Source organism: Microbacterium alkaliflavum, from assembly GCF_044325405.1.
Classification (GTDB): Bacteria; Actinomycetota; Actinomycetes; order Actinomycetales; family Microbacteriaceae; genus Microbacterium; species Microbacterium alkaliflavum.
This window is the reverse complement of the sequence record NZ_JBIQWL010000009.1, coordinates 109,403-126,258: the sequence shown is the minus strand read 5'-3', so window position 1 is coordinate 126,258 and position 16,856 is coordinate 109,403. Positions and strand designations below refer to the sequence as shown.

At 70.1% G+C, this 16,856-nt stretch carries 15 protein-coding genes; 6 read left to right on the top strand and 9 right to left on the bottom strand.

Going from position 1 to position 16,856, the window contains the following annotated elements:
- Nucleotides 1–137: 137 nt before the first annotated feature.
- Genes tkt through pgl form a run of 6 tightly spaced genes read left to right on the top strand, consistent with a single transcriptional unit; the run spans nt 138 to nt 8,291 of the window.
- Nucleotides 138–2,243, top strand: a complete 2,106-nt coding sequence (tkt, locus tag ACH3VR_RS18930; protein ID WP_397557878.1) for a transketolase — start codon at nt 138–140, stop codon at nt 2,241–2,243.
- Nucleotides 2,244–2,261: 18 nt separating this feature from the next.
- Complete coding sequence (tal, locus tag ACH3VR_RS18925; protein WP_397557877.1) at nt 2,262–3,383, top strand: transaldolase; 1,122 nt, start codon at nt 2,262–2,264, stop codon at nt 3,381–3,383.
- Nucleotides 3,380–5,002 (top strand): glucose-6-phosphate isomerase, encoded by a 1,623-nt coding sequence (locus ACH3VR_RS18920; RefSeq protein WP_397557876.1) that lies wholly within the window; start codon nt 3,380–3,382, stop codon nt 5,000–5,002. The genes tal and ACH3VR_RS18920 overlap by 4 nt, the downstream gene beginning before the upstream one ends.
- 13 nt (nt 5,003–5,015) lie before the next feature.
- Nucleotides 5,016–6,566, top strand: coding sequence for a glucose-6-phosphate dehydrogenase (zwf, locus tag ACH3VR_RS18915; RefSeq protein ID WP_397557875.1), 1,551 nt, complete (start codon nt 5,016–5,018; stop codon nt 6,564–6,566).
- Nucleotides 6,563–7,513 (top strand): glucose-6-phosphate dehydrogenase assembly protein OpcA, encoded by a 951-nt coding sequence (locus ACH3VR_RS18910; protein ID WP_397557874.1) that lies wholly within the window; start codon nt 6,563–6,565, stop codon nt 7,511–7,513. The genes zwf and ACH3VR_RS18910 overlap by 4 nt, the downstream gene beginning before the upstream one ends.
- The gene (gene pgl, locus ACH3VR_RS18905; RefSeq protein WP_397557873.1) at nt 7,506–8,291 is read left to right on the top strand and encodes a 6-phosphogluconolactonase; all 786 of its coding nucleotides are present in this window, start codon (nt 7,506–7,508) and stop codon (nt 8,289–8,291) included. The genes ACH3VR_RS18910 and pgl overlap by 8 nt, the downstream gene beginning before the upstream one ends.
- Before the next feature lie 70 nt (nt 8,292–8,361).
- On the opposite strand, the gene ACH3VR_RS18900 is transcribed toward pgl, so the two are convergent.
- The 9 genes from ACH3VR_RS18900 to uvrC form a co-directional block, all read right to left on the bottom strand.
- A complete protein-coding gene (locus ACH3VR_RS18900; RefSeq protein WP_397557872.1) occupies nt 8,362–8,718 on the bottom strand; it encodes an RNA polymerase-binding protein RbpA in 357 nt (118 codons plus the stop codon).
- The gene (gene secG, locus ACH3VR_RS18895; RefSeq protein ID WP_397557871.1) at nt 8,718–8,966 is read right to left on the bottom strand and encodes a preprotein translocase subunit SecG; all 249 of its coding nucleotides are present in this window, start codon (nt 8,964–8,966) and stop codon (nt 8,718–8,720) included. Before secG ends, ACH3VR_RS18900 begins: the two co-directional genes overlap by 1 nt.
- Before the next feature lie 94 nt (nt 8,967–9,060).
- Nucleotides 9,061–9,852: a triose-phosphate isomerase gene (tpiA, locus tag ACH3VR_RS18890; protein WP_397557870.1), complete on the bottom strand. Its 792-nt coding sequence runs from the start codon at nt 9,850–9,852 to the stop codon at nt 9,061–9,063.
- Entirely contained in the window at nt 9,843–11,057 is a 1,215-nt protein-coding gene (locus tag ACH3VR_RS18885; RefSeq protein WP_397557869.1) for a phosphoglycerate kinase, read from the bottom strand. Before ACH3VR_RS18885 ends, tpiA begins: the two co-directional genes overlap by 10 nt.
- Nucleotides 11,058–11,067: 10 nt before the next feature.
- Entirely contained in the window at nt 11,068–12,072 is a 1,005-nt protein-coding gene (gene gap, locus ACH3VR_RS18880; protein ID WP_397557868.1) for a type I glyceraldehyde-3-phosphate dehydrogenase, read from the bottom strand.
- 104 nt (nt 12,073–12,176) lie between these two features.
- Nucleotides 12,177–12,803 carry a superoxide dismutase gene (locus ACH3VR_RS18875; RefSeq protein ID WP_397557867.1) on the bottom strand — a complete coding sequence of 209 codons (627 nt, stop codon included), beginning with the start codon at nt 12,801–12,803 and terminating at the stop codon, nt 12,177–12,179.
- A 159-nt stretch (nt 12,804–12,962) separates the two neighbouring features.
- Nucleotides 12,963–13,940 (bottom strand): DNA-binding protein WhiA, encoded by a 978-nt coding sequence (gene whiA / locus ACH3VR_RS18870; protein ID WP_397557866.1) that lies wholly within the window; start codon nt 13,938–13,940, stop codon nt 12,963–12,965.
- A gap of 41 nt (nt 13,941–13,981) precedes the next feature.
- Complete coding sequence (rapZ, locus tag ACH3VR_RS18865; protein WP_397557865.1) at nt 13,982–14,866, bottom strand: RNase adapter RapZ; 885 nt, start codon at nt 14,864–14,866, stop codon at nt 13,982–13,984.
- Nucleotides 14,867–14,923: 57 nt separating this feature from the next.
- The gene (uvrC, locus tag ACH3VR_RS18860; RefSeq protein WP_397557864.1) at nt 14,924–16,855 is read right to left on the bottom strand and encodes an excinuclease ABC subunit UvrC; all 1,932 of its coding nucleotides are present in this window, start codon (nt 16,853–16,855) and stop codon (nt 14,924–14,926) included.
- Nucleotide 16,856: the final 1 nt, after the last annotated feature.

The following is a 16,856-nucleotide window of genomic DNA, read 5'->3' as shown; positions in this document are numbered from 1 at the left end:
GAGGGGCATGACCCTTCGATATGCTGAAAACACAGGCGCGACCCCGCGCGCAACCCCCTCCCGCAGAAAACTTCCTCAGGAGTTGTGTGGCTGTGGTGGCCCGGGGCCGCGGACCCTCCAGGATGAAAGGCGGTCCCGTGTCGGATCTGCGTTGGGATGAGATCGACGAGCGCGCCGTGGACACGGCCCGTGTTCTGGCGGCGGATGCCGTCGAGAAGGTGGGCAACGGCCACCCCGGCACGGCGATGAGCCTGGCGCCGGCGGCGTACCTGCTCTATCAGCGGGTGCTGCGCCACGACCCGGCGGACACGCACTGGCTCGGTCGTGACCGGTTCATCCTGTCGGCGGGCCACTCGTCGCTGACTCAGTACGTGCAGCTGTATCTGGGCGGGTTCGGGCTCGAGCTCGACGACCTGAAGGCGCTGCGCACGTGGGGCTCGCTGACCCCGGGCCACCCCGAGTACGGCCACACCAAGGGCGTCGAGATCACGACCGGCCCGCTGGGCCAGGGCCTCGCGTCGTCGGTCGGCTTCGCGTACGCGGCCCGCTACGAGCGCGGCCTGTTCGACCCGGAGGCGCCGGCCGGCACGAGCCCGTTCGACCACTTCGTGTATGTGATCGCCGGTGACGGCGACCTGCAGGAGGGTGTCACCTCGGAGGCTTCGTCGCTCGCGGGTCACCAGGAGCTGGGCAACCTGATCGCGATCTACGACTCGAACCAGATCTCCATCGAGGACGACACGAACGTCGCCTTCACGGAGGACGTCGCCGCGCGCTACGAGGCGTACGGCTGGCACGTCCAGGTCGTGGACTGGAAGAAGACCGGCCAGTACGTCGAGGACGTCCCCGAGCTGTTCGCCGCGATCGAGGCCGCCAAGGGCGAGACCTCCAAGCCGTCGCTGATCGTCCTGCGCACCATCATCGGGTGGCCCTCGCCCGGCAAGCAGAACACAGGCAAGATCCACGGCTCGGCGCTCGGCGCCGATGAGCTGGCCGCGACGAAGAAGGTGCTCGGCTTCGACCCCGAGCAGTCCTTCGTCGTCGCCGACGACATCCTCGCCCACACCCGCGCGCTGGCCGGCCGCGCCGCCGAGGAGCGCGCCGCCTGGCAGACCTCGTTCGACGCGTGGGCCGCGGCCAACCCGGAGCGCAAGGCGCTGCTCGACCGCCTCGAGGCGGGCGAGCTGCCCGAGGACATCGCGTCGGCGCTGCCCGTGTTCGAGGCCGGCAAGGACGTCTCCACGCGTGCCGCGTCGGGCACGGTGATCAACGCGCTGGCCGCGGAGCTCCCCGAGCTCTGGGGCGGTTCGGCCGACCTGGCCGAGTCGAACCTGACCACGATCAAGGACGCCAAGTCGTTCATCCCGGCCGCGTGGTCCACCCACGAGTGGTCGGGCGACCCGCACGGTCGCGTGCTGCACTTCGGCATCCGCGAGCACGCGATGGGCGCGATCGTCAACGGCATCAAGCTGCACGGCCCGACCCGTCCGTTCGGCGGCACGTTCCTGATCTTCAGCGACTACATGCGTCCCCCGGTGCGCCTGGCTGCGCTGATGAACATCCCGTCGATCTTCGTGTGGACGCACGACTCGGTCGCCCTCGGCGAGGACGGTCCCACCCACCAGCCGGTCGAGCAGCTCGCGACGCTGCGCGCGATCCCGAACTTCGACGTCGTGCGCCCCGCCGACGCGAACGAGACCTCGGCCGCGTGGCTGGAGATCCTCCGCCGCCAGAGCGCGCCCGCCGGCATCGCGCTGACCCGCCAGAACATCCCGGTGTTCCCCCGCGGCGTCGACGGGTTCGCCACCACCGACGGCGTCGCGAAGGGCGCGTACGTGCTCATCGACGCCGAGAACGGCGAGCCCGACGTCATCCTCATCGGCACGGGCTCCGAAGTGCAGCTCGCCGTCGCCGCCCGCGAGACGCTCAAGGCGGAGGGCGTCAACGCCCGCGTCGTGTCGGCGCCCTCGCTGGAGTGGTTCGCCGAGCAGGACGAGGCGTACCGCGAGTCGGTGCTGCCCCGCTCCGTCAAGGCGCGCGTCTCGGTCGAGGCCGGCCTCGCACTGACGTGGCGCGGCATCGTCGGCGACACCGGCCGCTCGGTCTCGATCGAGCACTTCGGCGCGTCGGCCGACTACAAGACCCTCTTCCAGAAGTTCGGCATCACCGCCGAAGCCGTCGTCGAGGCGGCGCGCGACACGATCGCGGCCTCGGCTGCGCTCGAAGTCGCGACGGCTCAGTAAGCACAAGGAGAACGCAGAATGAGCACCCCCACTGAACAGCTGGCCGCCGCAGGTGTGAGCATCTGGCTCGACGACCTGTCCCGCTCGCGGATCACCTCGGGCAACCTCGCCGAGCTGATCGCGACGCGCAACGTGACCGGTGTCACGACGAACCCGACGATCTTCCAGGCCGCGATCGGCGGCGGTGGCGACGCCTACACGTCGCAGATCGCCGACCTCGCGGCGAAGGGCGCGTCGGCCGACGAGGCGATCTTCGCGGCCACGACCGACGACGTGCGCGACGCGGCCGACATCTTCCGCCCCGTCTACGACGCCAGCAACGGTGTCGACGGCCGGGTGTCGATCGAGGTCTCCCCCGACCTCGCGCACGACACCGACGCGACGATCGCGCAGGCCAAGGAGCTGTCGAAGACCGTCGACCGCCCCAACGTGCACATCAAGATCCCCGCGACCAAGGCCGGCCTGCCCGCCATCACCGAGGTCATCGGCTCGGGCATCTCGGTCAACGTGACGCTGATCTTCAGCCTCGAGCGCTACGCCGACGTCATCGACGCGTACCTCGCCGGCCTGGAGCAGGCGCAGGCCGCGGGCCTGGACCTCTCGAAGATCCACTCCGTCGCATCGTTCTTCGTCTCGCGCGTGGACACCGAGGTCGACAAGCGCCTGGGCGCGATCGGCACCGACGAGGCCCTCGCGCTGAAGTCGAAGGCCGGCGTCGCCAACGCGCGCCTCGCCTACGAGCTGTTCGAGGAGAAGTTCGGCACGGATCGCGCGAAGGCGCTGACGGATGCCGGCGCCAACGTGCAGCGCCCGCTGTGGGCCTCGACCGGCGTCAAGGACCCGTCGCTCCCCGACACCCTCTACGTCACCGAGCTCGTCGCCCCCGGCACCGTCAACACCATGCCGGAGAAGACCCTCGAGGCCACGTTCGACCACGGCGTCATCACCGGCGACGCCGTCACCGGCGCCTACGCCGACGCGCACGGCGTCTTCGACCAGCTCGCGGCCGTCGGCGTCGACTTCGCCGACGTCACCCAGGTGCTCGAGGACGAGGGCGTCGACAAGTTCATCGCCTCCTGGCACGACCTCGAGGCCACCGTCACCAACGCGCTGGCAGCAGCTCCCGAGGCCGCCCGGTGAGCTTCCAGCTCCACCTGACGGGGCACGTCAAGTCGGTCGTCGACGCGACGCTCCCCGGCCTCGCAGCGGATCTGGTCGCGTCGGGCATCACCGCCGGCGACCAGACCCTGTGGGGCGAGGCGGCTGAGGACGAAGCGTCCAAGCGGCTCGGGTGGGTCGAGGCGGTCACCGTCTCGCGCCCGCTCGTGCCGCAGATCGTCGCGCTGCGCGAAGAGCTTCGCGCGCGCGGCGTGACGCGCATCGTCCTCGCCGGAATGGGCGGCTCGTCGCTGGCTCCCGAGGTCATCGCCCAGACGGCCGGCAAGCCGCTCACGATCCTCGACTCGACGGCGCCCGGCCAGGTGCTCGCGGCGATCGACGGCGGCTCCGACGGGGGCGGGCTCGCCCAGACGGCGCTCGTCGTGTCGTCGAAGTCGGGCTCGACCGTCGAGACCGACTCGGCCAAGCGCGCGTTCGAGGCGGCCTGGCGCGACCTCGGCATCGACCCCGCCGAGCGCATCGTCGTCGTGACCGACCCGGGCTCGCCGCTCGACGAGTCGGCCCGCGCCGCCGGCTACCGCGTCTTCAACGCGGACCCGACGGTCGGCGGGCGCTACTCGGCGCTCACCGCGTTCGGCCTCGTGCCGAGCGGCCTTGCGGGCGTCGACCTGACCGAGCTGCTCGACGAGGCCGAGGCCTCGCTGCTCGAGGTCGCGATCGACAGCCCGGACAACCCGGCGCTCGTCCTCGCGGCGGCGATCGCGGGCGGCAGCCCGCGCAAAGACAAGCTCGGCCTCGTGACCGACGGCACGCACATCGTGGGCCTGCCCGACTGGATCGAGCAGCTAATCGCCGAGTCGACGGGCAAGGAGGGCACCGGCATCCTGCCCGTCGTGCTCCTCCCCGTCTCCCCCGAACTCGAGAGCAAGCCGGCCGACCTGCAGATCGTCCGGTTCGTCGACGAGGCGAACGCGTTCCACTTCCGCGAGCGGCACGAGGGCGAGATCCTCGTGAGCGGCTCGCTCGGCGGACAGTTCATCGTGTGGGAGTACGCGACGGCGATCGCGGGGCGGATGCTCGGCATCAACCCGTTCGATCAGCCCGACGTCGAGTCGGCCAAGGCCGCGGCCCGAGGACTCCTCGACGCGCGACCGGAGCCGGCCGCCCCCGCCTTCACGGCCGAGGGCTTCGAGGTGCGGGTCTCCGACCCGGCCCTCGCCGCGTCGGGCACCGTCGGAGGCGTGCTCGACGCCCTCTGGGCCGAGCTCCCCGACGACGGCTACGTGTCGATCCAGGCGTACGTCGATCGCCTCGAGCTGCCGCAGCTCGAGGGCCTCCGCGAGCTCATCGCCGCCGACTCCGGTCGCCCCACGACGTTCGGCTGGGGCCCGCGGTTCCTCCACTCGACGGGCCAGTACCACAAGGGCGGCCCCGCGAACGGAGTGTTCGTGCAGGTCCTCGCCCGAACCGACGTCGATCTCGAGATCCCCGGCCGCCCGTTCACGTTCGGCCAGCTCATCGAGGCTCAGGCCGCCGGCGACGCCTCGGTCCTCTCGAAGGGCCACGGCCGCCCCGTCGTCACCATCACCCTCACCGACCCCCAGCCCGAGGTGCTCGCGCTCTTCGAGGCCATCCAGTAGGAGCTCTTTTCCGATGACCGTGGAGATCTCGCGCGGGCACAATCCCCTGCGCGACCCGGATGATCGGCGCCTCAACCGCATCGCGGGTCCGAGTGCGCTCGTCATCTTCGGCGTGACAGGTGACCTGTCCCGCAAGAAGCTCATGCCCGCCGTGTACGACCTCGCCAACCGCGGCCTGCTGCCCCCGGGCTTCGCCCTCGTCGGCTTCGCGCGCCGCGACTGGGAGGACCAGGACTTCGCGCAGGTCGTGCACGAGGCCGTCAAGCAGTACGCGCGCACCGAGTACCGCGAAGAGACGTGGAACCAGCTGCTGCAGGGCATCCGGTTCGTCTCGGGCACGTTCGACGACGCCGACGCCTTCCGGCGCCTGCGCGAGACCGTCGAGAAGCTCGACGTCGAGCGCGGCACGATGGGCAACCATGCGTACTACCTGTCGATCCCGCCGAAGGACTTCGCCGAGGTCGCCGCGCAGCTGAAGTCCTCGGGTCTCGTCGACGACACGGCCGACGGTGACAACCGCTGGCGACGCGTCGTCATCGAGAAGCCGTTCGGTCACGACCTCGAGTCGGCGCGTCAGCTCAACGACGTCCTCCGCTCGACATTCCCGACGGACTCGATCTTCCGCATCGACCATTACCTCGGCAAGGAGACGGTCCAGAACATCCTGGCGCTGCGCTTCGCCAACGAGCTCTACGAGCCGATCTGGAACCGCAACTACGTCGACCACGTGCAGATCACGATGGCCGAGGACATCGGCGTCGGCGGTCGCGCAGGCTACTACGACGGCGTCGGCGCTGCGCGCGACGTCATCCAGAACCACCTGCTGCAGCTGATGGCGCTGACGGCGATGGAAGAGCCCATCACGTTCAATGCGGCGGACCTCCGCGCGGAGAAGGAGAAAGTGCTCGCCGCCGTCACGCTGCCGGAGGACCTCTCCGAGGCGGCCGCGCGCGGTCAGTACGCGGGCGGCTGGCAGGGCGGCGAGAAGGTTCTCGGCTTCCTCGACGAGGACGGCATGGCCCCCGACTCGACGACCGAGACCTACGCGGCGCTCAAGCTCGAGATCAACACGCGCCGCTGGGCCGGGGTGCCGTTCTATCTCCGCGCCGGCAAGCGGCTCGGTCGCCGCGTCACCGAGATCGCCGTCGTCTTCAAGCGCGCGCCGCAGCACCTGTTCTCGCGCAGCCAGACGTCGGAGCTCGGCCAGAACGCGCTCGTCATCCGCGTGCAGCCCGACGAGGGCGTGACGCTGCGCTTCGGCTCGAAGGTACCCGGCGCCGGCACGCAGGTGCGCGACGTCACGATGGACTTCGGCTACGGCCACGCGTTCACCGAGGCGAGCCCCGAGGCGTACGAGCGACTCATCCTCGACGTCCTCCTCGGCGACCCGCCGCTGTTCCCGCGGCACGAAGAGGTCGAGCTGTCCTGGAAGATCCTCGACCCGTTCGAGAAGTTCTGGGACACCGAGGGCGGTCCGCTCGACCAGTACTCCCCCGGCTCGTGGGGTCCGGCATCCGCCGACGAGCTCCTTGCCCGCGACGGACGGACCTGGAGGCGGCCGTGATCATCGAACTCCCCGACACGACGGTCAGCAAGATCTCGCGCGCCCTCATCGACGTGCGCGAGGAGGGCGGCGCCGTCGCCCTCGGCCGCGTGCTCACGCTCGTGATCGCCACGCGACACGGCGCGGAGGAGGAGGCCATCGAGGCCGCCAACGACGCGTCGCGCGAGCACCCGATGCGCGTCATCGTGCTCATGTTCGGCGACCGCGACGCGGAGCCGCGCCTGGACGCGCAGATCCGCGTCGGCGGCGACGCCGGCGCGAGCGAGGTCGTCGTCGTGCAGGCGTACGGCGCCGCGGCATCCAACACCGAGAGCCTCGTCACGGGACTCCTCCTGCCCGACGCGCCCGTCGTGGTCTGGTGGCCCGACAACCCGCCCGCCGTCCCGTCGGCCTCGCCGCTCGGCAGGATCGCGCAGCGACGGATCACGGATGCCTCGACCCGGCCGTACGAGAGCCACCGCCTCGCCCACCTCGGCCAGAACCACGCGCCCGGCGACACCGACCTCTCGTGGACGCGCCTGACGCACTGGCGCGAGCAGCTCGCCGCCGTGCTCGACCAGCCGCCCTACGAGCCGATCACGGCCGTCGAGGTGCGGGGTGCGTCGAGCTCGCCCTCGACGGCGCTGCTCGCCGCGTGGCTGCGGCTCATGCTCGACGTCCAGGTCGACTGGCAGTATCTGCCCGCCGACGAGTGGCACGACGGCATCAAGTCGGTGCGGCTCGCCCGCGCGAGCGGCGACATCCTGCTCGAGCGCTCGTCGCCCGCGATCGCGTGCCTGAGCCAGCCGGGTCAGCCCGATCACGACCTGGTTCTGCCGCGCCGCACGCTGCGGGAGTGCCTCGCCGAGGAGCTCCGTCGCCTCGATCCCGACCTCCTGTATGGTCGAGTGATCACCGAGGGCTGGCAGCTTGTGGGGCAGCCCCTGTCGCAGGAGGCTCATGGCTGAGTTCTGGAGTGAGAAGCGCGTCGTCATCAGCCCGGACCCTGCGACGCTGGCCGAGCAGGTATCCGCGCGGTTCCTGAACCGGCTCGCCAAGATCACCGAAGACGGGCGCGACGCCCACGTGTCGCTGACCGGCGGCTCCATGGGCTCGGCCGTGCTCGCGGCGGCCGGGCGGCATCCCCGCCTCGGCAAGGTCGACTGGTCGCGCGTGCACTTCTGGTGGAGCGACGAGCGCTTCGTCCCGCGCGCGCACCCGGATCGCAACGAGAAGCAGGCCCGCGAGGCTCTCCTCGACGCGCTCGACCTTCCCGACGGCAACATCCACTCGATCGCCGCGAGCGACGAGGGGATCGATCTGGATGCCGCGTCCGCGGCGTACGCGGAGGAGCTCGCGCGCTTCCGTCCCGACCACGGCGACGACGCGTGGCCTTCGTTCGACGTGTGCTTCCTCGGTGTCGGGCCCGATGCGCACATCGCGTCGCTCTTCCCCGATCGGCACGAGATCCGCGTGACCGACGAGGCCGTGCTGCCCGTGCGCGACTCCCCCAAGCCGCCGCCCGAGCGCGTCACGATGACGCGCCCCGTCATCAACTCGTCGCAGCGCGTGTGGCTCGTGATGTCGGGCTCCGACAAGGCATCCGCGCTCGGCCTCGCCCTCGCGGGCGCGAGCTATCACAGCGTCCCGGCCGCCGGCGCGAAGGGTCGCCGTCGCACGATCTTCTTCGTCGACGAGGCCGCCGCCTCCCAGGTGCCGCACGAGCTGATCACCGGCGAGTACTGACCTCGGCGTAGAGACATACGCAAGAAGGGCCGCCCTCTCGGGCGGCCCTTCTTGCGTATGTCTTGCGGGGTCAGTCCTCGCCGCGACGCTGGCGCAGCTGCGTCAGGGCGTCGTCGAGGAGGGCTTCCGCCTCTTCCTCGGTGCGACGCTCCTTCACATACGCGAGGTGCGTCTTGTACGGCTCGGTCTTGGCGACGGCCGGCGGGTTCTCCTTGTCGCGGCCCGCGGGAAGTCCCGAGTGCGGCGAATCGATGACGTCGGGGATTTCCTCGTCGGGGATGCCCGCCGCGAAGTACCGCACCGTCTCGTTGCCGAGGGCGTCCCAATACGAGATCGAGACGCGCTCGGCGTGGAAGCCATGGTCCTGCTCGCCCATGGGGCCCGCGCCGACGCGCGTGCCGCGAATGGCGTTTCCTCCGGTGGCCATCAGAGCCCCTGGAACTTCGTGATGAGCCCGAGGGCCACGATGGAGACGAACCACGCGAGCGCGAGAATCACCGTGAACCGGTTGAGGTTGCGCTCCGCGAGCCCCGACGACCCGAGGGCGGACGTGAGCCCGCCGCCGAACATGTCGGAGAGGCCACCGCCGCGACCCTTGTGGAGCAGGATCAGAAGGGTCAGCAGGAGACTCGTGATGCCGAGAAGCACCTGCAGGACGAACTCGAGGATCTGCACTGTCGTTGTAGCCTTTCGCTGCGATCCTCCGCGGATCGCACGAGCATGAAGATGCGTCCTTGCGGTCGCACAAAGGACGAGTATACCGGGCGGGTCAGACCCCGACGTGTTTCTGGTAGCGGATGATCGCCGCGAACTCGTCGACGACGAGGCTCGCGCCGCCCACGAGGGCACCGTCGACGTCGGGCTCGCGCATGAAGCTCGCGATGTTGCCCGACTTGACCGATCCGCCGTAGAGGATGCGCGTGCGGGCCGCAGCATCCGCTCCCAGCTTGCCGGCGATGACGTCGCGCAGCGCGACGCACACCTCCTGCGCCTGCTCGGGCGAGGCGACCTGCCCCGTGCCGATGGCCCAGACGGGCTCGTAGGCGACGACGAAGTCGGCATCGGCCGGAACGCCCTCCAGCGCCGCCTGGAGCTGCGCGACGGAGACCGCGGTCGGTCCCGACTCCTCGCGCTCCTCCAGCGTCTCGCCGACGCAGATCACGGGGACGAGCCCGTGGCGCAGCGCCGCCTGGACCTTCGCCGCCACGACCTCGTCGGTCTCGGCGTGGTACTGGCGGCGCTCGGAGTGGCCGATGATGACGTACCGCGCGTCGAGCTTCGCGAGGAACGCGCCCGAGACCTCACCCGTGTAGGCGCCGGAGTCCTTCGTCGACAGGTCCTGAGCGCCGAGTGCGAATGGGATCTTGTCGGCGTCGAGGAGCGTCTGCACGGTGCGCAGGTCGGTGAAGGGCGGGAAGACCGCGACCTCGACCGAGCCGTCCTCGTGCTTGGCATCCTTGAGCGTCCAGTGGAGCTTCTGGACGAACGCGACCGCCTGCAGGTGGTCGAGGTTCATCTTCCAGTTGCCCGCGAGAAGCGGGGTGCGGCCGTTCACTGCCATCCGAGGACCTCCAGTCCGGGGAGCTTCTTGCCTTCCAGGAACTCGAGGCTCGCGCCTCCGCCCGTCGAGATGTGACCGAACTGGTCGTCTGCGAAGCCGAGCTGACGCACGGCGGCCGCCGAGTCGCCGCCGCCGACGACACTGAGACCGGAGGCCTCGGTGAGCGCCTCCGCGACGGCCTTCGTGCCCGCGGCGAACGGCGCCATCTCGAACACGCCCATGGGGCCGTTCCAGAAGACCGTCGTCGAGGTGCGGATCGCGTCCGCGAAGGCCTCCGACGTCTTCGGGCCGATGTCGAGGCCCAGCGCGTCGGGGCCGATCGGGGTGTCCTCGATCGAGTCCGCGTCGGTCTCGGCACGGTCGGCATCCGCCGAGAACGCCGCAGCGACCACGGTGTCGACCGGGAGGATGAGCTCGACGCCCTTCTCCTGCGCCGTCGCCATGTAGCCCTTGACGGTGTCGATCTGATCCTCTTCGAGGAGGCTCTTGCCGACCTTGTAGCCCTGCGCCGCGAGGAACGTGAACATCATGCCGCCGCCGACGAGGATCTTGTCGGCGCGGGGCAGGAGGTGCGCGATGACACCGAGCTTGTCGCTGACCTTCGAGCCGCCGAGTACGACCGTGTAGGGGCGCTCCGGGTTCTCCGTGAGGCGGTCGAGCACGTCGACCTCCTTCTCGATCAGGAAGCCCGCCGCCGACGGCAGGATCTGCGCGAGGTCGTAGACCGAGGCCTGCTTGCGGTGGACGACGCCGAAGCCGTCGGACACGAGCACCTCGCCGAGCTCGGCGAGCTGCTCCGCGAAGGCGCGGCGCTCGGCCTCGTCCTTCGCGGTCTCGCCCGGGTTGAACCGGAGGTTCTCGATGACCGCGACGTCGCCGTCCTCGAGCGCCGCGACGGCCTCGCGGGCGGATTCGCCGACGGTGTCGCGCGCGAACGCGACCGGCTTGCCGAGGAGCTCGGAGAGGCGCTGCGCGACCGGCTCGAGGCTGTACTTCGGGTCGGGCGCACCGTCGGGACGACCCAGGTGCGAGCAGACGATGACGCGGGCGCCCTGGTGGATGAGGGCGTTCAGCGTGGGGAGCGTGGCCCGCACACGGCCATCGTCCGTGATGACCCCGGCCTGGAGAGGCACATTGAGGTCAGCACGGACGATGACGCGCTTGCCGGCCAGCGAACCCAGCGAATCGAGGGTGCGCAGAGCCATGATTATGCGATCAGAGCTTCTCGGCGACGATCTCAGTCAGGTCGACGAGGCGGTTCGAGTAGCCCCACTCGTTGTCGTACCAGCCGACGACCTTGACCTGGTTGCCGATGACGCGCGTCAGGCCCGCGTCGAAGATGCAGGAGTGGGCGTCGGTGACGATGTCGCTCGAGACGATCTCGTCCTCCGTGTACTTGAGGATGCCCTTGAGGGGACCCTCGGCGGCAGCCTTGTAGGCGGCCTTGATCTCGTCGACCGAGACCTCGCGCTCGAGCTCGACCGTGAGGTCGGTGGCCGACCCGGTGGGCACCGGGACGCGGAGGGCGAAGCCGTCGAGCTTGCCCTTCAGCTCGGGGAGCACGAGGCCGATGGCCTTGGCGGCGCCCGTCGAGGTCGGGACGATGTTGAGGGCGGCGGCGCGGGCACGACGCAGGTCGCTGTGCGGGCCGTCCTGGAGGTTCTGGTCCGCGGTGTACGCGTGGACCGTCGTCATGAGGCCCTTGACGATGCCGAACTCGTCGTTCAGCACCTTGGCCAGCGGCGCGAGGCAGTTCGTCGTGCACGACGCGTTCGAGATGATGTTGTGGTTCTCGGGGTCGTACTGGTCCTCGTTCGCGCCGATGACGAACGTGCCGTCCTCGCCGTTCGCGGGGGCCGAGATCAGAACCTTCTTGGCGCCACCGTCGATGTGCTTCTTGGCGTCGACGGCCTTGGTGAAGCGGCCCGTCGACTCGATGACGATGTCGACACCGAGCTCGCCCCAGGGGAGGTTCGCGGGGTCGCGCTCTTCGAAGACCTTGATCGTCTTGTCGCCGACCGTGATGGAGTCCTCCGTGTACGAGACCTCCTGGTCGAGACGGCCCAGGATCGAGTCGTACTTGAGCAGGTGCGCGAGCGTCTTGTTGTCGGTGAGGTCGTTGACAGCGACGATGTCGAGGTCAGCGCCCTGCGCGAGAGCCGCGCGGAGGTAGTTGCGTCCGATACGGCCGAAGCCGTTGATTCCGATCTTGACAGTCACGGAATTTCTCCTGAAGGTGTCATGCGCGAGTGCGCGGTTGTTGCAGTTTCAGACGAGTGGACAACGGCGTCCCGGCGGCGGATCCGCCGGGACGGCCGCACTTGCTATGACAGTACCAGCAGGCCCGCGGTCTTCTCACGGGCGGCCTGGAGCCGCTGCGCGACGTTCTGCCAGTTGGCGATGTTCCAGACGGCCTTGACGTAGTCGGCCTTGACGTTGAGGTAGTCGAGGTAGAAGGCGTGCTCCCACATGTCGAGCTGGAAGATCGGGATCGTGCCCTGGGCGGTGTTACCCTGCTGGTCGAACAGCTGCTGGATGATCAGCTGCTCGCCGATCGGGTCCCAGCTGAGGACGGCCCAGCCCGAGCCCTGGATCCCGTTGGCCGCGGCCGTGAAGTGCGCCTGGAACTTGTCGAAGCCGCCGAAGAACTCGTCGATGGCCGCTGCGAGCTCGCCCTCGGGCTGGCCGCCGCCCTCGGGCGAGAGGTTGGTCCAGAAGATCGAGTGGTTCACATGACCGCCGAGGTGGAACGCGAGGTCCTTCTCGAGCTTGTTGACGTTCGCCAGGTTGCCGCTCTCGCGCGCCTCCGCGAGCTGCTCGAGGGCAGTGTTCGCGCCGGTGACGTACGCCTGGTGGTGCTTGCTGTGGTGCAGCTCCATGATCTTGCCGCTGATGTGCGGCTCCAAAGCGGCGTAGTCGTAAGGCAGATCGGGCAGCGTGTACTTCGCCATTTTCTCTTCTTCCTGTCGGCGCTGCGCCAGGAGATCCCCGGCGTCAGCGAGGGTGACCAGTTCATCCTAGTGAGGCGCAACGCGGCGGAAGAGGGCTTGCTTCCCCGCATGACGACCCGCAACGGGGCGGATGCCTGATGGCCGGGCATCCGTCACCGATCAGTCGGCGGCACCCGCCGGCACTGCCGCCTCGGTGCCCGGGATGCCGTCGACTTCGGCCTTCTTGTCGGCCATCGCGAGGAGGCGCCGGATGCGGCCGGCGACGGCGTCCTTCGTGAGGGGCGGGTCGGCGTGGTGGCCGAGCTCGTCGAGGCTCGCGTCGCGGTGGGCGAGGCGCAGGGCGCCCGCCTCGGCCAGGTGGTCGGGCACCTCGTCGCCGAGGATCTCGAGGGCGCGCTCGACGCGTGCGCACGCCGCGACGGCCGCCTGCGCCGAGCGGCGCAGGTTGGCGTCGTCGAAGTTGACGAGACGGTTGACGCCCGCCCGCACCTCGCGGCGCTGGCGCAGCTGATCCCACTCGGTCGCGGCGCGGATGGCGCCCATCGCGGCGAGGGCCTGGCGGATCGCCTCGGCCTCGCGAACGACGACCCGGGGCACGCCGCGCACTTCACGCGCCTTCGCGGCGATGCCGAGGCGGTGGGCGGCGCCGACGAGCGCCATCGCGGCCTCGCCCGAGGGGCAGGAGATCTCGAGCGCCGCGGAGCGACCGGGCTCGCTGAGCGACCCGGAGGCGAGGAACGCACCGCGCCAGACGGCGGCGAGATCGGGGCGCGAGCCCGTCGTGAGCTTGTTGGGAAGACCGCGCACGGGCCGGCGGCGCTGGTCGAGCAGGCCCGTCTGACGGGCGAGCGTCTCGCCGCCCTCGATGACGCGCACGGCGTAGTGGCTCCCCGAGCGCGCGCCGGAGCCCTGCACGTGCACCAGTTCGGGGCGCACGCCGTAGATCTCGACGAGGTCCCGCGCGACGCGGCGCGCGAGGATGTCGGACTCCAGCTCCGCCTCGACCGCGACGCGGTTGGCGATGGAGTGCAGACCGCCCGAGAACCGCAGCAGCGACGTCAGTTCGGCGACGCGCGCGGTGGGACGCGGGTCGCGGACGGCGGTCAGCTCGGCTTTGACGTCGGCGGTCAGCGACACAGGTCTCCTCGTGGTCAGGGGTGGGGGAACGACGCTCCAGCCTACTCGCGGCCGAGGTCGCGGTGCTTGATCCGCACGGCGACGCCGGACACCTGCGACAGTCGCGCGGCGAGTTCCCGCGCCATGACGACCGAGCGGTGCTTGCCGCCGGTGCACCCGACGGCGACGACGGAATGGCGCTTGTTCTCACGCTGATACCCCTCGAGCACGGGGACGAGGGCTGTGGCGTAGGCATCCAGGAATTCGCGGGCGCCGTCCTGTTCGAGCACGTACTCCCGCACCGGCTCGTCCTCGCCCGTGAGCGCCCGCAGGCTCTCCTCCCAGAACGGGTTGGGGAGGAACCGCATGTCGGCGACCAGGTCGGCGTCGGGCGGCAGCCCGTACTTGAACCCGAAGCTCTGGATCGTCAGCGTGTGCTTCGCGCTGCCCGACTCTGCGAAGAGGTCGGCGATGTGCGTCGCGAGTTGGTGGATGTTGTAGGTCGACGTGTCGACGATCATGTCGGCGCTCTCGCGCACGGGCCGCAGACGCTCCCGCTCGCGGTGGATCCCGTCGAGGATCGTGCCGTCGCCCTGCAGGGGGTGCGGGCGGCGCACCGCCTCGAAGCGTCGCACGAGGACGTCGTCGGAGGCATCCAGGAAGAGCACCCGGACATGCTGGCGCGCGTCGCGGAGGGCCCGCGTCACGTCGGGAAGCCCGGCGAAGAGGGTGCGCCCGCGCACGTCGACGACGACGGCCACTCTGGGCAGCGCTCCCCCGGCGATGCCCGTGAGGTCGAGCAGGGGCTTGAGCATCTGCGGGGGAAGGTTGTCGACGACGTACCAGTCGAGGTCTTCCAGTGCGTCGGCCGCTGTCGACCGGCCGGCCCCCGACATGCCCGTGACGATCAGCACCTCGCCCGCATCGCGCGGCGATTCGTCCGTCATGACCACCCCCATCGTCTGCTTTTCAGCCTATCGACTCGGCGGGAGGGCTCGGCAGGCCTACGGCTCGGAAAGATGCGAATGGATGGATGCTGCGAGCTTGGGCCCCACGCCGGGCAGCTCCTCGATCTGCTCGGTCGTCGCCTGCTTGAGGGCGGCCACCGAGCCGAAGTGGCGCAGGATGGCGCGGATGCGGGCCTCGCCGAGTCCGGGCACCTCCGCCAGGACGCTCTGGATGTCGCGCCGGCGGCGCTTGCGCTGGTGCGTGATGGCGAAGCGGTGCGCCTCGTCGCGGAGGCGCTGCAGGAGGTACAGCGCCTCGCTCGTGCGCGGCAGGATGACGGGGAAGTCCTCCCCCGGCATCCACACCTCTTCGAGCCGCTTCGCGATGCCGCACAGCGCGATGTCGCCGTCGTGCCCCGCGTCGCGCAGGGCGCGCGCCGCGGCCTCGACCTGCGGCTGGCCGCCGTCGACGACGAGCAGCTGCGGGCGGTACGCGAACCGTGGCCGGCGACGCTCGGTCACGACGCCGTCGTCGTCGCTCACGGCCGCGGCCGCGGCATCCGCCTCTCCGCCGCCGGGTGGGTCGTCTCGGTCGATGTGCGCCAGGCGCCGCGTGAGCACCTGGTACAGCGAGTCGGTGTCGTCGGTCGTCTCGTCGACCTTGAACGAGCGGTACTGGTCTTTGCGCGGCAGCCCGTCCTCGAAGACGACCATCGAGGCGACGACGTTCGTGCCGCCGAGGTGCGAGACGTCGAAGCATTCGATGCGCAGCGGAGCCTCGGCCAGGTCGAGGGCCTCCTGCAGGTCGGTGAGAGCCTGTGTGCGTGCGACGTAGTCGCTTGTGCGGCGCGTCTTGTGCAGCATGAGCGCCTGCTGCGCGTTGAGCGTCGCCGTCTTCATGAGCTCGGCCTTCTGCCCACGCTGCGCGACCTGGATGCTCACGTTGCGGCCCCGCCGCTCGCGCAGCCACGCCTCGAGCTCCGCGGCGTCTTCGGGCAGCGCCGGCACGAGCACCTGCTTCGGGATGTCTGCGCCCGTCGCTCCGCCGTACGTGCGCTGCAGCACCTGGTCGACGAGGTCGGCGCCGGTGATGTCGAGCTCCTTCTCGATCGTCGTGGCGCGCACACCGCGCACGCGGCCGCCGCGGATCACGAAGTGCTGCACCGTCGCGGCCAGCTCGTCCTCGGCGATGCCGAACAGGTCGGCGTCGGTGTCGGCGGTCAGCACGAGCGCGCTCTTGTTCAGCACGGCGTCGATCGCCTGCAGCTTGTCGCGATAGACGGCGGCGGACTCGTAGTCCATGGCGGCGGATGCCTCGCGCATGCGCGCCGTGAGCTCGCGCGTGAAGCGCTGGTCGCCGCCGGACATGAACGCGATGAAGTCGTCGACGATCGCGCGGTGCTCGTCGATCGTGACCTTCATGGAGCACGGCCCGCCGCAGCGGCCGATCTGCCCCGGGAAGCACGGCCGGCCTGTCGCCATGGCCTTCTTGTACGACGAGTCGCTGCACGTGCGGATCGGGAAGACCTTGATCATGAGGTCGATCGTGTCGTGCACGGCCCAGACCTTCGGATAGGGCCCGAAGTACTTCGCACCCTTGATGCGGCGGTTGCGCGTCACGATGACGCGCGGCGCCTCGTCGGCGAGGGTGATCGCCATGTGCGGGTAGGACTTGTCGTCCTTGTACCGCACGTTGAAGGGCGGATCGAACTCCTTGATCCACTGGTACTCGAGCTGCAGCGAGTCGACGTCGCTCGCCACGACCGTCCACTCGACGGATGCCGCGGTCGTCACCATGCGCCGCGTGCGCTCGTGCAGCGTGTGCAGCGGAGCGAAGTAGTTCGACAGACGCGCGCGGAGGTTCTTGGCCTTGCCGACGTACAGCACCCGGCCCTCGGCGTCGCGGAAGCGATACACGCCGGGATTGGTCGGGATCTCCCCCGGCTTGGGCTTGTAGGCGACGGTCGGGGTGCGGGTGGCGACGCCCATC